General features: G+C 70.3%; 8 protein-coding genes. 6 read left to right on the top strand and 2 right to left on the bottom strand.

The annotated features are described in order from the left end of the window. Positions 1 to 130 precede the first annotated feature (130 nt). Together QHF89_RS36560 and QHF89_RS36555 are read left to right on the top strand one after the other, a co-directional pair. Positions 131 to 4,813: a MopE-related protein gene (locus QHF89_RS36560; RefSeq protein ID WP_136967486.1), complete on the top strand. Its 4,683-nt coding sequence runs from the start codon at positions 131 to 133 to the stop codon at positions 4,811 to 4,813. After that, positions 4,810 to 8,136 (top strand): MopE-related protein, encoded by a 3,327-nt coding sequence (locus QHF89_RS36555; RefSeq protein WP_284721391.1) that lies wholly within the window; start codon positions 4,810 to 4,812, stop codon positions 8,134 to 8,136. Before QHF89_RS36560 ends, QHF89_RS36555 begins: the two co-directional genes overlap by 4 nt. Positions 8,137 to 8,229: 93 nt before the next feature. On the opposite strand, the gene QHF89_RS36550 is transcribed toward QHF89_RS36555, so the two are convergent. Beyond that, entirely contained in the window at positions 8,230 to 9,027 is a 798-nt protein-coding gene (locus QHF89_RS36550) for a sensor histidine kinase (protein ID WP_136967488.1), read from the bottom strand. A gap of 368 nt (positions 9,028 to 9,395) precedes the next feature. Here QHF89_RS36550 and QHF89_RS36545 point away from each other — a divergent pair, with 368 nt between their 5' ends. Then, positions 9,396 to 9,818, top strand: a complete 423-nt coding sequence (locus QHF89_RS36545) for a response regulator (RefSeq protein ID WP_269749864.1) — start codon at positions 9,396 to 9,398, stop codon at positions 9,816 to 9,818. 54 nt (positions 9,819 to 9,872) lie between these two features. Here QHF89_RS36545 and QHF89_RS36540 read toward each other — a convergent pair whose 3' ends face one another. Next, positions 9,873 to 10,301, bottom strand: a complete 429-nt coding sequence (locus QHF89_RS36540; RefSeq protein WP_136928412.1) for a response regulator — start codon at positions 10,299 to 10,301, stop codon at positions 9,873 to 9,875. Between the two features lie 269 nt (positions 10,302 to 10,570). Between QHF89_RS36540 and QHF89_RS36535 the strand changes: the two genes are divergently transcribed. The 3 genes from QHF89_RS36535 to QHF89_RS36525 form a co-directional block, all read left to right on the top strand. Next, positions 10,571 to 11,311 carry a sensor histidine kinase gene (locus QHF89_RS36535; protein WP_170228962.1) on the top strand — a complete coding sequence of 247 codons (741 nt, stop codon included), beginning with the start codon at positions 10,571 to 10,573 and terminating at the stop codon, positions 11,309 to 11,311. 40 nt (positions 11,312 to 11,351) lie between these two features. Beyond that, positions 11,352 to 12,515 carry an NHL repeat-containing protein gene (locus QHF89_RS36530; RefSeq protein WP_284721390.1) on the top strand — a complete coding sequence of 388 codons (1,164 nt, stop codon included), beginning with the start codon at positions 11,352 to 11,354 and terminating at the stop codon, positions 12,513 to 12,515. A 142-nt stretch (positions 12,516 to 12,657) separates the two neighbouring features. Beyond that, positions 12,658 to 14,868 (top strand): GspE/PulE/PilB domain-containing protein (locus QHF89_RS36525; protein WP_483880026.1); only part of this gene is annotated, 2,211 nt, incomplete at its 3' end.

Here is a 14,868-nt window from a genome sequence, read left to right as displayed (position 1 = left end):
GGAGCCGTGTCCGGGGCTTGTGGCGCGGCGAGGGCTCTGAGATCCTGACGAACGATGCTCGCCTACGTCGAGTCTTCGACGGGAAGGCGTGCAGAACGGGTGCATCTCGGTGCGCCCTTCGGAGCTACCCATGGCTTTGTTCCGGCAGCCCTCGAAAGGGATCCTCACTTCGTTTGCCGCGCTCGTAGGGGTCGCCGCGGCTGCGGCGTTCACCACGCCGGCCGACGCGCAGGAGGCCGCTGCGTGCCTCTCGCAAAACCCTGCGGATTGGCCCACGCCCTCGCGGCCGTACTTCATGATCATCGCGGACACGTCCGGCTCGATGACCACGTGTACGACGCCGCCGGGCGACGACGTTCAGGATGAGTGCGACGCCAGCGACCCCCTCTACAAGCTGAACTCCTGCAACATGATTCCGAGCCGGCTGAACGACGCGAAATGCGCGCTCCGGCAGACGGTCCAGGCGTTCGGCGGCGAGGTGAACTTCGGGCTCGCGACGTACGCGGGCATCATGTCGGGCTGCCCGAGCGGCGCCTGCGTGAGCACCTGTGGCACGCCGAACGGCGCCCAATGCATCGTTGATAATTACGGGTGCAACATCGGCGACTTCACGGGGGCCACCAGCAATCCCTCCTTGAGCTGCGGGAACCTTCCGAACTGCACGACCGGCAATGGGATCGGGCCCACGAGCCCCAACTACCTGGAGGGCACTTGGCGGAACGGCGGCAACATCGTCGTGCCCTTGCCGCAGGATCCCTGGTGGGGGCCTGCCGCGCCCGCGTCGAACGTGCCGGATTTGCTCCAGTGGTTCGATGGCCTGTGCGGCGACAACCGGGAACTGTTCGCCGACGGCGCGACGCCGATCGCCGGCTCGCTCCGCTCTGTGGCGCAGTACCTGCGCTCGGGCTGGAACCTCAACTGGGCCACGACGAATTATTGCCAGACCGGGTTTGGCTTCGGTGCGAATCGCGCCACGCCGTTGAACATCAACGATCGGCCGTGTCGCAGCGTGAACGTGATCCTTTTGACCGACGGCGACGAGACGTGTGAAACGCCGGGCGGGAACGACACGTCCGCGCCCGTCGCGGTGGCGACGGATCTCTACCAGAACGGCGTCACGCTCGGGACCGCCCCCAACCAGAAGAACTGGAAGGTCCCGGTCTACGTCATCAACTTCGCGGGCGGCTCGAAGTCCAAGACCGACCTCATCGCGCAGGCGGGCGGCACCGGGTCGTCGTACTCGGTGAACAACGAGGTCGAGCTGGCGAAGGCGCTGGCGACGATCGTCAGCACCGCGGCCAAACCCGAGGTCTGCAACAACAGCGACGACAACTGCAACGGCTGCACCGACGAGGGCTACAAGCACTACTGCAACAAGGGGGCGCCGCAGAAAGCGTGCTGCGCCTGGTCGACGCCCGCGCAGCGCACGGCCTGCCTCAACAGCTACGTCGCATCGATCACGAGCGCGGATCCCGACGGCAACGAGGCGCTCCTGCCGTGTACGACCGACTTGCAGCAGACGCAGCCGGCGAACTGGCTTTGTTACGACCCCAAAGAGATCTGCGACGAGGCCGACAACAACTGCGACGGCAACGGGGCGAACAAGACGAACCTCATCGACGAGGGCTTCAACAAGTGCGGCAACCCCGCGCAGTGTCCCACGACCGAGACCTGCGACGGCCAGGACAACGACTGCGACGGCCTGACGGACGAGAGCGTCTGCCCGAACTGCGTGCCCTCGCCCGAGGTCTGCGACGGCTGCGACAACGACTGTGACGGCATCGCGGACGACAACATCCCCGCGGTCGCGTGTGGCCTGTCGACCCCGACGAACTGCCAGGGCACGCAGGCGTGCAAGCCCGCCCAGCCCGTGCCGCAGCCGGGCCAGTGCGTGGCCGGCGGCGGCCTCGCGGCCTGCCAGAACGACCCGCAGACCGAGACCTGCGACGGCATCGACAACGACTGCGACGGCATCGTGGACGACGGGGTCGCGCCGACGGCCTGTACGCCGGTGGGGACGCCGGGGGGCCTCGTGTACGGCGGCACGAGCCAATGCAAGCAAGGCTTGCGGCCGTGCAACAGCAGCACGTGCACGGGCTTCGTCGGGCCGTCTGTCGAGGTCTGCGACGGCATCGACAACGACTGCGACGGCCAGGTCGACGAGGGGGCCGTGGGGGTCGGGACCTCGTGCGGCGTGGCGCTCGCGCCCTGCACGCCCGGCACGCTCGCCTGTGTGAACGGCGCGCTGGTTTGCCAGGGCGGGACGGGGCCGCAGGCCGAGGTCTGCGACAACATCGACAACAACTGCAACGGCATCGTGGACGAGGCGCCGCTCGCCGACGGCCCGGCCGCCGGGCAGAACGGCTGCTGGCAGAACCCCGGCAACTGCTGCGTGTTCAAGAACCTGCAGTGGTGCCCGCCCGCCGGCGGTACTTGCTACGCCAACGGTACGCTGACGTCGCCGTGCAACAAGGGCACGCTCGTCTGCACGAGCGGCGCCTGGGCCTGCCAGGGCCCCGTCGGTCCGCAGACCGAGCAGTGCGACAGCGCGGACAACAACTGCGACGGCATGATCGACAACGTGCCCGGCACGGGCGGGCCCTGCGGCTCGGACGTGGGCGAATGCGTCGCCGGTGTCCAGCAGTGCGGGCCGAACGGCGTGCAGTGCGTCGGCCAGGTCGGTCCCTCGACCGAGATCTGCGACGGCAAGGACAACGACTGCGACGGCGTCATCGACGACAACATTGGTGGCCTCGCCAAGCCGTGCGGCATCAACCAGCCGCCCTGCTCGCTCGGACAAACGGCGTGCGTGAACGGCGCGATCGTGTGCCAGGGCGGCATCCAGGCGCAGGCCGAGGTCTGCGACGGCGTGGACAACGACTGCGACGGCAAGATCGACGACGCGCCGCTCTTCGACGCGCCCAACGCGGGGCAGAACGGCTGCTGGGATCTGGCGGGCAACTGCTGCCAGCACGGCAACCTCCAGTGGTGCCCCCCGCCCGGTGCGTCCTGCGCCGACAACGGCACGCTCGCGCCGCCTTGCAACAAGGGCTCGCTCGCTTGCCAGGGCGCGCTCGGCTGGGTCTGCCTGAACGCGAAGAGCCCGCAGGCCGAGGCGTGCGACGGCCTCGACAACAACTGCGACGGCACGATCGACGACGGCACGTTCCAGGGCGAAGGCGCGGCCTGCGGCACCGACACGGGCCAGTGCGCGCCCGGCGTCATCGACTGCACGGGCGGCATCCTCGACTGCGTGGGCGACGTGCCCCCGATCGCCGAGGCGTGCAACGGCCTCGACGACGACTGCGACGGCACGATCGACAACGGCATCGTCGTCGGCGGCTCATGCACCCCGTCCTACGACACGACGCTCTACCCGGGCCCGCGCGACAAGGGCGCGTGCGAGCCGGGCACCCTGCAGTGCGACGGCATGGGCGGCGAGACGTGCCTCAACGGCACCGGCCCGCAGCCCGAGATCTGCGACGGCGTCGACAACGACTGCGACGGCTCCATCGACGAGGTGGGCCCCGCGCCGGACGGCATCGACGGCACGGCGAACCCGCTCGACGCGACGCAGACGATCGGCGGCGCTTGCGGCGTCGACACGGGCGCTTGCCAGCAGGGCCACTGGGCGTGCCTCAACGGCATCTTCGCTTGCCTCGGCGGCCAGGGTCAGACGGACGAGGCGTGCGACTGCGAGGACAACGACTGCGACGGCACGACCGACGAGCAGGACCCGAACATGCCGCAGATCTGCGCGCCCGGTAACTCGTGCGTGAAGAGCGGCAGCGCGTGCACCTGCGCGACGCCCTGCCAGGGCGGCGAGTTCCCGTGCCCGCCGGGCCAGGCTTGCGAGGAGGTCATCTCCAGCGAGACCGGCCAGCCGCTCGGCAACTTCTGCATCGCGAACAACTGCGGCGACTGCCCGACGAAGACCGTGAAGGACGCGGCGGGCAAGGTGCTCTGCGCGCCCGCGGGCACGCCTGCGGACGCGAACTGCGTCGTGCCTCCGGTCTGCGTCTGCAAGGGCATCGCCGGCTGCAAGGATCCTTGCGACGGCGTGACGTGCGGCGCGGGCGAGGTTTGCTCGAGTTACGGCGCGACCGCGGGCAAGTGCGTGCAGAACAACTGCTACAACGTGCCCTGCGTCGGCTGCGACAAGGCCTGCAACGGCGGCTCCTGCGTGGACAACCCGTGCAAGCCCGAGAGCTGCCCGACGGGTCAGGTCTGCAAGCCGAACGAAACGTTCACCGGCTTCACCTGCGTCGAGTCGTGCGCGGACAAGAGCTGCCCCACGGGCGAGGTGTGCAAGAACGGCCAGTGCGTCGCGGGCTGCGATCCGGCGTGCGTCGGGACGCAGGTCTGCGACCTGTCGCAGTCGCCTCCGGCGTGCGTGGACAACAAGTGCGCCACGCCGAGCTGCCCGGACGGTGCGTACTGCGATCCGCTGACGGGCAACTGCGGTAACGGTCCGTGCGAAGGCGTGCTCTGCCCGATGGGCCAGGTCTGCCAGAACGGGGACTGCTTGCAGGGCCAGGGCGGCAGCGGCGGCGCGGGTGGAAGTGGCGGCGCGGGTGGAGAGGGCGGCGCGGGCGGCGGAGGCAACCCGACGTCGACGACGGGCACGGGCACGGGCGGCGCGCCTCCGGACGACAGCATCTGGGGCCTCGCGACGGGCGGCGGCGGATGCGCATGCGACGTCGGCGCGCAGGATCGGAACGGTGGTTTCGCGCTGGCGCTCGCTGCGCTCGCGCTTGGCATGGCACGCAGGCGATCTTCCGAGCGCCGCGGCGGTACGGAGGTGTCGCGATGAGCTCGCTCGGCAAGCTCGCTAAGCCCTTCGGAGGGCTCCTTTCGGCCCTCGTGGTCTCGGCGCTCGCGCTCGGGACCGCGGGGTGCACGACGGACGCGTTCTGCTTCGACAAGTGCGCCGGCGACACGCCGACGGGCTCGGGCTCGGGCTCGGGCTCCGGCGGAGCCGGCGGTCAGGGCGGCGAAGGTGGCGACAACTGCTTCCCGTTCTGCGGCAACGACGGCGGCCCGGGATCGGGTGGCGCCGGCGGCGGCGGCCCATGCGTCCCGACGAACGGCGGCATCGAGATCTGCGACAAGCTCGACAACGACTGCAACGGCGCTGTCGACGACGGTCCGAACATCAACCTCGAGGCCAAGACGACGTGCGGCACGTGTGACAACAACTGCTTCACGAAGCTGCTCAACAACGATCCCGCGACCATCACCTGCGTGCCGAGCCCGAACCCGGGCACGGTGCCGGGGGAGTGCACGGGCACGTGCGTGTCGGGCTACTACGACCTCGATGGCGACAAGGCCTGCGAGTACTACTGCATCAAGAACACGCAGGACGACGCGTCGTGCAACAACAAGGACGACGACTGCGACGGCGTGAAGGACGAGGACGTCGATCTCTGCACGAGCACGACGGACTGCGGCAAGTGCGGGAACAACTGCGTCGTCATCAACGGCACGTCGGAGTGCTCGACGACCGCGGGCGCCGGCGAGGCGTGCTCCCCAGCGAACACGCAGTGCACGATCAAGCAGTGCGACGTGGGCTGGTACGATCTCGACAACTCCGTCGCGACGGGCTGCGAGTACCAGTGCACCCCGTCGAACGGCGGCGTCGAGAAGTGCGGCGACAGCCTCGACAACGACTGCGACGGCAAGATCGACGAGGCCGACGATCTCTCGATGGATCCGCAGATCGGCAAGAACTGCTTCGGTGATCCGGACGGCATCTGCGGGCTGCTCGCCGCCGCCGGGAAGACGGCGTGCGTCGGGAACAAGGTCGTGTGCGCCGGGCCGAACGTCGTCGTCGAGGGGCAGATCCAGGAGATCTGCAACGGCCTCGACGACGACTGCGACGGCCAGGTCGACGACAACCCCACGGACGCCGGCAACTCCTGCGGCCAGAGCAACATCTTCCCCTGCCAGTTCGGCAAGCAGCAGTGCCAGAACGGTCAGCTCGTCTGCAACGGCGCGGTGAACCCCTCCGCCGAGCTCTGCAACGGCCAGGACGACAACTGCAACGGATCGATCGACGACATGCCCGTCGACGTGGGCGCGACGTGCGGTTTGACCGACGTCGGTCCGTGCCAGAAGGGCGTCGAGCAGTGCCTGCCCGGCGGCCAGAAGACCTGCGTCGGTGAGATCGCGCCGAAGACCGAGACGTGCAACGGCCAAGACGACGACTGCAACGGGCTCGTCGACGACGTCGCGGGCACGGGCTCGGCGTGTGGCCAGAGCAGCACGTTGCCTTGCAAGCTCGGCACGCTCCAGTGCGTGGGCATGGCGCTCCAGTGCGTCGGGAACATCGACCCGAAGGCCGAGACCTGCAACACGGTCGACGACGACTGCGACGGGCAGGTCGACGAGGGCATCTCGAGCCAGCCCTGCGTGCCCGTCGGCGCGCCGCCGAACCTCGTCTACGGCGGCCTGAGCAGGTGCGTGCGGGGCACGCAGGCCTGCGGCGGCGCGTGCACGGGGTACATCGGGCCGAGCACGGAGACGTGCAACAGCCTCGACGACGACTGCGACGGCGTTATCGACAACAACCTGAACCTCGGCGCTTGCAACGTGCCGCCTGCGCCCCCCGCGGGCGCGACGTCGCCTTGCAAGGCGGGCACGTTCACCTGCGTGGGCGGCGTGCAGACGTGCCAGGGTTCGACGGGACCCTCGAGCAGCGTCGACGCCTGCAAAGTGGACTCGAACTGCGACGGCACGCTGACCGGCCAGCCGAACTTGCAGACCGACATCGCGAACTGCGGCGCGTGCGGCAACAACTGCTACGCGAACGCGGTCCACGCGATCTGGTCGTGCACGTCGGGCATGTGCGCCTTCCAGGGCTGCGAGAACGGCTACTACGATCTCGACGGCAACAAGACCTGCGAATACAGCTGCCAGTACAAGCAGGCGCAGGAGATCTGCAACGGCGAGGACGACGACTGCGACGGGAATATCGACGAGGGCGTCGTGGCCCCGACGCCGGTGCAGGTCTGCGGCGTGAGCGCCACGGCCATTCGGCCGGAGTGCACGTCGCAGGTCACGGTCGCTTGCACGCAGGGCGCGTGGAAGTGCACGTTCCCGGCGGGCGTGTGCAACGGCGCGGCCCCGAACTACTGCTCGGGCGCCACCGAGGTCTGCGACAACCTCGACAACGACTGCGACGGCATCCTCAACGAGAACGTGCCGAACTACGGCAAGGCGTGCGCGAGCGACGACGGCCTGGCGGCGCCCGGACACGGCGCCTGCCGCAAGACCGGCACCTTCGTGTGCAGCGGCGCGAACGCCACGACGTGCAGCGCGGTCAAGGCCGACTGCGCGACGTTGCCCGGCGGCTGCACCGAGCTGTGCGACGGCGTGGACAACGACTGCGACGGGCTCGTCGACGAGACCTACGTGTCGAAGGGCTCGAACGCGGCGAACTACGTCAAACCCGCGGTCACGCGCATCGCGTCGAGCCTCTGGGTCTACAGCTACGAGGCGAGCCGGCCGAACGCCATCACCGATCTCGCGAACAACGTCATCACGCCCGGCAACGGCAACGGCTACCACACGACTGCGCCTCCGGGCACGACGCTCGACAAGACGCTCGCGTGCTCGGTGCCCAACAAGCTGCCGTGGTTCAACGTCACGCCGGCCGAGGTCGAGCAGACGTGCAACGCGATGGGCGGGACCATCTGCTCGACGGCCAACTGGACGACGGCGTGCCAGACGAACCTGACCTGCACGTACGGCTACAACCCGCGCGGCGCGCAGTGCAAGTCGACGTTCGACGCCACGAAGTTCTGCAACCTCGGCCCCGAGTTCGACTTCAGCCCGTCGATCGCTGGGGATCAGGACGGCCTGCTCTTCACGGGCTCGGACAGCCTGAAGAACTGCTGGGCGGACTGGTTGAACTTGGAGGGCAACACGGCCGCGACGAACCGGATCTACGACATCACGGGCAACCTCCGTGAGATCACGAAGAGCGCGGCGAACACGTACCCGCTCATGGGCGGCGCGTTCAACACCAGCGACCCCGGCGGCGCGACGTGCTCGTTCCAGTTCTACACGGTCGATCAGAACTTCAAGCTCTTCGACCTCGGCTTCCGCTGCTGCTTCACGCAGAACCCCGGCTGACGAAACGAATCGAGCGGGCGCCTCGCGCGGCGCCCGCTCGGTCCTTCGTTCCCCTCACGAAGGCGCGTCCCTCGCGCGCCCCTCGTGGCCCGTTCAATCCCTGCGATCGTGCTGATTCGAGAGCGCCGCGCTGTCGGCCGCGGGCATCGTGAAGTGGATCGTGCTCCCACGCCCCACCTCGCTCTGCGCGCCGATGCGCCCGCCATGGGCCTCGACGATGCCCTTGGCGACGTAGACGCCGAGGCCCATGCCCTGGCACGCGCGGCGCCCTTCCGGCGGCCTGCGCGAGAACAACATCGGCCGGTCGGGCTCGGCGATCCCGGGCCCCGTGTCCGTCACGGAGAAACGCGCGCCGGAGGGCATGGGCTCGGCGCGGATCGTGATCGACCCGCCCTTCTGCATGAAGCGCGCGGCGTTGCTGACGAGCCGGGAGAGCACCTGCAGCACGCGGGCCCGGTCGACGTAGAGCGCCGGCAGGTGCGGAGAGACCTCCTTCACGACCGCGATCGGCCGTTGCGCCGTGGCGAGCGCGGCGGCCAGCGTGGCGGCCTCCACGATCGACGCGGCGTCGTGCACTTCCTGCCCGATCGGCAGCCTGCCCGCGTCGATGTGCGCGGCGTCGACGAGATCCTCGACGATCTGGTTCATCTCCAGCGCGGCGCGCTTGATCGTCTGAAGCTGACGATCATGCGCCGGATCTCCGCCGAGCTCGCGCGCGAGCAGCGTCGTCGTCACCATCACCACGCCGAGCGGGTTGCGCAGGTCGTGCGAGACGATGGTGAGCAGCTCCGAGCGTTGCGCTTCGGAGGCTTTGGCGCGCCGCTCGAGCTCTCGGCATCGCCGCTCGAGCTCGGCCACGTAACGCGCGTCCTTGGTTTGCGCGGCGGGCATACGAGCGCGTTTCGTCGCGGGGCGCGACGTGCTCCGCGACGTCCCATTTGCCGGCTTGCTTGCTTGTTTGCGTTTCCTCGCTTCGGCCACGATCGCCTCTTTGACCGGCAGGGTAACGCGACCTCGCGCAGCCGATGCAGTCGGAGATCGCCTCACTCCGCCATCCGTGCTGCGATGTCCGGAGGCATCGCGTCGGGTTTCTCCCGATATGCCGCTCAGGCCTGTCTCCACGGCCCAAGAAGGGCATGTTTCCGTGTCGGAGATTCTTCGCCTGCGGCTATCATCGACGCTCGCTCGCGACGCACGCTGCGCTGCGGGTGAGGGCTCGGCGGCGACGCGCTCCATCGAATGACCGGGGGTTTTACGTCGTGAAGACGACAGACGAAACTGGGCTCGGGCAACAAACCGGCGGCCTCTCGCCGCTCGTCCTCGTGGTCGACGACTTCGATGACAACCGCGAGATGTTCACGGAGTTTCTTTCCTTCTCCGGGTTCCGCGTGGCGCAGGCTTCGACGGGGCGGGAGGCGCTGGACCAGGCGTTTTCTCTCTTGCCCGATCTGATCCTGATGGATCTGTCGTTGCCCGAGCTCGACGGACTCGAGGCGACGCGGTTCCTGAAGAACGACGAGCGCACGAAGGGCATCCCGATCGTGGCGCTCACGGGGCACGCGCTCGCGGGTCACTCGAAGGACGCCAAGGAAGCGGGCTGCGACTCGTTCTTGACGAAGCCGTGCTTGCCCGACGCGCTGGTGAACGAGATCAAGCGTGTCCTCGGCAAGCGAGCGCGGTAGTCGCGCGAATCGGCGACGAAGCAAAAGGGGGGGAACATGAGAGCGTCCGAGGGCTCACGGGTGGGCGTGCGCGCGGATGGCGTCACGCAGGAGGCGGGCAGCCTCGTCCCAGTCGACTGGCTTGACGAGCACGGCGTCGAACGCGCTGTTCGCGAGCTTGGCGCGCGCGGAGAGATCACGCCGCCCGGTGCACGCGAAGAGCGCCATGCGCTGGGTCGCGGGATCGGAGCGCAGCGCTTCGGCGACGACGAAGCCGTCGATGCCGGGCATGCGCAGATCACACAGGACGGCGTCCGGCACGTCCTGCGTGGCGAGGAAGACGCCGCGCAGGCCGCCTTTCGCCCGCTCGACCTGGAAGCCGTGCGCTTCGAGCGAGGCCTCGGCGATCGCGAGGAAGTCGGGATCGTCGTCGACGATGAGCACCCGCGGGCGAAACGCGCTCATCTGCTCCATCTCGCCCGCCCCGCCCATCATCTCCGCCATCCCGCCCCCTCCGCCTGCGCGCAGCTCAACGTCCGCGCGAGACCACGCGCGACGAGACGCTTCGCTCCCCCATGTCTTGGACCGGCGTTCGCGATGCGCAATGCGGCGGCGCGGTCTCTGCGATCTTCGTCCCCGCGCGACGCGCGATCCGTCCGTCGGCTCTCTTCGCGATCTCCTCGCTCCTCGGCATCTCCTGCGTGCTACGCAGGGAGCGTCGTGTGCTCGGTCAACGCTTACCGCGCCCGTCCTCGGGCTCTAGAGAGTGTCTCATGAGTGTCGACGAGGTTTTCTTCGACCGCGTGGCCCACGACCTGCGTGGCGAGCTCTCGACGATGCTCGCCGGCGTCCACTACTTGCTCCGGTTCGGACGTGATCTCGCGCCTCCGACGCGCGATATGCTCGAGCGGGTGAGCGGCGCCGGCGAGCGGCTCACGCGGATGCTCGCGGAGTTCGACGACGCCGTCTGGCTGCTCGACACCCAGAAGCCGCTCGTGCTCGCGCCGATTCGCTTCGGCGAGCTCGTCGACGAGGTGATGTCGCGCATCGAGCCGGCCGTGAAGACACGCGGCGTGAGGCTCATCCTCGAATTGAACGACGCCGACGCCGCGTCCACGCTCGTCGGCGACGTGGATCTGCTCGCCACGGCGCTCACCTCGGTCGTCGATCTGGCGACCTTGCGCGCGCCCGCGGGCACGGTGCACGTCACGGTCGAAGTCCGGGACGGCGCGCCGATCATGCGCGTGCGGGACGAGGGGGACGCCGTGCCCAAGGACGTGCTCGCCCGCCTCTTCGAGCCCTTCGTCGAGCGGGAGATCGTGCCGCGCGAGACGCACGGCCGGCGCAAGCTGCGGCTCGGTATCGGCTTGCCGATCGCGCGAGCGATCCTCGAAGCGCACGGCGGCTCGCTCGTCGTGGAGCCGAGCGACGCGGGGCTCACGCTCCGCGGCGTGGTCTCCTTGCGCAAGGCCTCCGAGATCCCGCCCGAGCCCGAGAAGGCGCGCGCCGGGTAGCCGCTTGCGACGATCGGACGGGCATGCTCCGCTCGCCCGCATGGCACGCGCGGCGGTCGTCTTCCTGGGTGTTGGGCTCACGCTCCTCGCGGGCTGCTCCGAGCCTGCCGGGGTCGCGCACACGTGCAGCGGCGTCGCGCTCGACGGCGCCCTCGTGATGCTCGCGACGAACCTGCAAGCGAGCGGCCTCGGGCGCATCGACGAGGCCGGCTGCTTGACCGAGATCCCCGACATCGCGCTCGGCGTCGATCCGCTGCTCTCGTCCGGCTTCGGCGGGCCGTTCGTGTGCGTGCGCGACCAGGGGCTCGTCCGCCGTGTCGATCCGGATTCGCTCGCACTCACGCGGACGTGGGTCGCGTTCGGCGAATCCGAGACGACGTTCGAACTCGCGACGGGCGGCAAGGCGGGCGGCCCGCACAACCCGCACGACGCCGACCTCGACGCCGAAGGGAGGTTGTGGGTCGCGCGATACGAGCAGCCCGGCGTCGCGGTGATCGAGCCGGACGGCAGCTTCGGCGGCACGGTGGATCTCTCGATGTTCGCCGACGTCGACGGCCTGCCCGAGATCGAGGCGCTCCGTGTCGTCGGCGATCGCGTGTTCGTCACCGTGCAGCGCCTCGATCGCCGCACGTGGAAGGCGGCGGAGAACGGCGCGCTCGTGGCGATCGACGTGGCCTCGCGCAGCGTCGTCGGCTCTGTCGACCTCGGCGGGAAAAACCCGTTCGGCCGCATGAGGCCGGTGCCGTGGGATCCCGCGGGCCGGACCATGGCGCTGGCGATGCCGGGCGACTTTTACGCGATCGACGACGGGTACGCGGCCGCGATCGTGGATCTCGATACCCTCGCCGTGACGGGCATCGCCGAGGAGAGCACGTTCGAAGGTTCCATCGTCGAAATCGAGCTCGCGGCGCCGGACGAGGCATATGCGATCCTCGCGGGCACGGGGCTCGAGAATGCGACGCGCCTCGTGCGCTTTGATCCGTCCGGAAAAACCGAGCCGATCGTCCTGGCCGATACGCGGGAAGGCGGGCAGGGCGGTAACTACGACTACGGGGGCCTCGCGGTGGTGGGGCGCCACGTTTTCTTGGGCGATAAGGCCCACGGCGCGCCCGCGATCCACATCTTCGAGCGCGCGTCGAGCCGCGAGGTCGGCACCCTCGTCCCGGAGCGCCTTCCGCCCGTGTCGCTCTTGCCCGTGCCCTGACCGTCATCATCCATCCCGCGCGTGGGGGCTCGGCGCGGGCGCACCGCGCCAGGCCCCCGAGCCCCCTTTCGCCCCTGTGCCTCCCGGGCGAACTTCGTTTACCATCGCTGGAAACGCCTTGGCTGACCGCGCCCCTTCATCGATGTTGAGCTCCGCGCTCGCCGAGCGTGGCGTGCCGATGCGTTCCCTCGAAGAGGCGATCGCGCGGCAGGTCGTGCACGGCGGTGACCTCGTGACGAACCTGCTCGAGGTCGGCGGCGCCCGCGAGGAGATGCTCGTGCCGCTGCTCGCCGAGGTGCTCGGCCTCGAAGAGGCGCCCTCGGGCAAACTCCCGCTGCCGGCCGCGCCGGTGTTGCGGCTCGTGCCCGGGGATCTCGCGATCCGGCACGGCATCTTCCCGCTCGCGCTCACGCGGCGGGTCCTCACGATCGCCACCGCCGAACCCCTCTCGCCCGCCGTCGAAGGGGACCTCGCCTTCGCGCTCGCCGTCGAGATCCGGCAGAGCGTCGCGCCCCTCGTGCGGATCCGTCAGGCGATCGCCGAGGCCTACCAGATCCCGCTCGATCGTCGCTTCCTCCGGCTCGTCGCCAAGCTCGAGAGCCGCCCCGATCCGAGCCCGACGGTCGTGCCGCCGCCGCGCAGCACGGAGCCTCCGCGTGGCACCTTTCGCCCGCCGCCCGAGCGCCTCGTGGAGCCTCCCGTCGCCACGCCGCAGCCGCCCACGCAGACGCCGGACACGCTCGTCGCAGGCGCGCCTCCGCCGCTCGCGCCGACGCGCACGAGGCTCTCGGCCACACCGATGGCCGCGCGCGCCGCACGCTCGGATCACCCGAAACCCGTGCCGACGGTCGAGGTCATCGAGCCGAAGCCGGTCGTTGCACCTGGGCCCGCGCCGCGCCCGCTCACCAGCGACGAGATGCCCGAGACCATCGCCGCGCCGCCGGAGCCCACGCCGATCGTGGACGCGGCCGACGAGGAAGAGGCGCCCGTCTCGCGCCGGCCCGAGCGGCTCATGCGACGCGAGTCGAACCGCACCCGCACGAGCGCGAGCGTGCTCCGCCGCGCGGTCACCGGCGAGCGCAAGACACGTGTCGTCGAGGCGCCCGACCGGCGCGCGGCGCGGCCTCGTCGCAAGGGCCCGTTCACCACGGCGATGGCGGAAGAGGAGCTCGGCGAGGCGACCACGACCGACGCCGTCCTCGACATCTTCTTCGCATTCGCCCACCAGTTCTTCGAGTACACGTCGCTCTTCGTCGTGCACGGCGACGTCGCCGACGGGCGTGACGCTGCGGGCCCCGGCGCGGGCGCGGCGCGGCTCATGTCCCTCGCCGTGCCCCTCGGCCGCCCGAGCCTGCTTGCCCTCGCACGCGAACGTAGGGCGCCCGTGATCATGCCGCCCGCCGTCGGCGATCTCGACGTCGAGATCGTCTCCGAGCTCGGTCGATCGGGCCGCACCGAAGCCGGCACACGCGCCGCGGCCGTGCTCGTCCTGCCGATCGTCGTGCGAAACCGGACCGTCGCGCTGCTCTACGGCGACGACGGCGTCGTCGATGTCGAGCTCTCGGCGCTCGGGGACGTCATCGCCATCGCGGGGCTGACCGCCGAGGCGATCGAGCGCGCCATCCTGCGCAAGAAGCGCGGCGGCGCAGGCGGTGACGACGCCCCGGTGAAGCGCGCGCCGAAGCCCGCGCCTCCGCCGCAGGCCCAGGGCGCGGTGCGGCAGGGCGGCCTCGTCGCGCTCGCGCGCGCCTTCGAGCTGCCCGCGCGTCCTGCGGACGCCGCCGATCCTGCACAGTCGCCCGCGGCCGAGCCGAAGTCCCCGCCGGCGGCCATCTCCTCGATCGCCGTGACCTTGCCGTCCGCCTCGGCGATGGCGCCGGCCGTGCTCCATGCGAGCCCGCCGTCGGCGGCAGCGGCGGCGGCCTTGCCACGCGCGGGCGAGACCTCCTTCGCGGGTGTCGCTTCGAGCCAGCCGAGCGCCGCGCCCCGGCCCGCCCCCGCGTCTCCGCGTGCGGCGTCTGCGGCCCCAGCGCCCCCGGCCCCAGCGCCGTCGTCCCCCGCGCTCGTGGAGACGCTCCAGAGCCCCACACCCGCGCCGGACGCGGTCGTCCCCCGCGTCGAGCCCCTCGCCCAGCGCTCGCCCGACTCCGACACCACCTGGGACCTCTCCAACCGCCGCGGCGGCCCCGCGTCCCGTCGCCGTCGCACGCCCCTCGGCGTCGTCGCCACGGGTCGCCTGCGCCTCGGCCCCACCACGCCACCACCGCCGCCCCTCACGGACGTCGCCCGGCTTCCGGAGGTCGGCCCAGCGCCCGCGGCAGCCCCGCCCCCGCGCGCCGCCCGCCGCGCCGTC

Source organism: Polyangium sorediatum (genome assembly GCF_029946465.1).
In the GTDB taxonomy this organism is placed as follows: Bacteria; Myxococcota_A; Polyangia; order Polyangiales; family Polyangiaceae; genus Polyangium; species Polyangium fumosum.
Note: the sequence above shows the minus strand (reverse complement) of the source record. Positions and strands in the feature narration are given on the sequence as shown.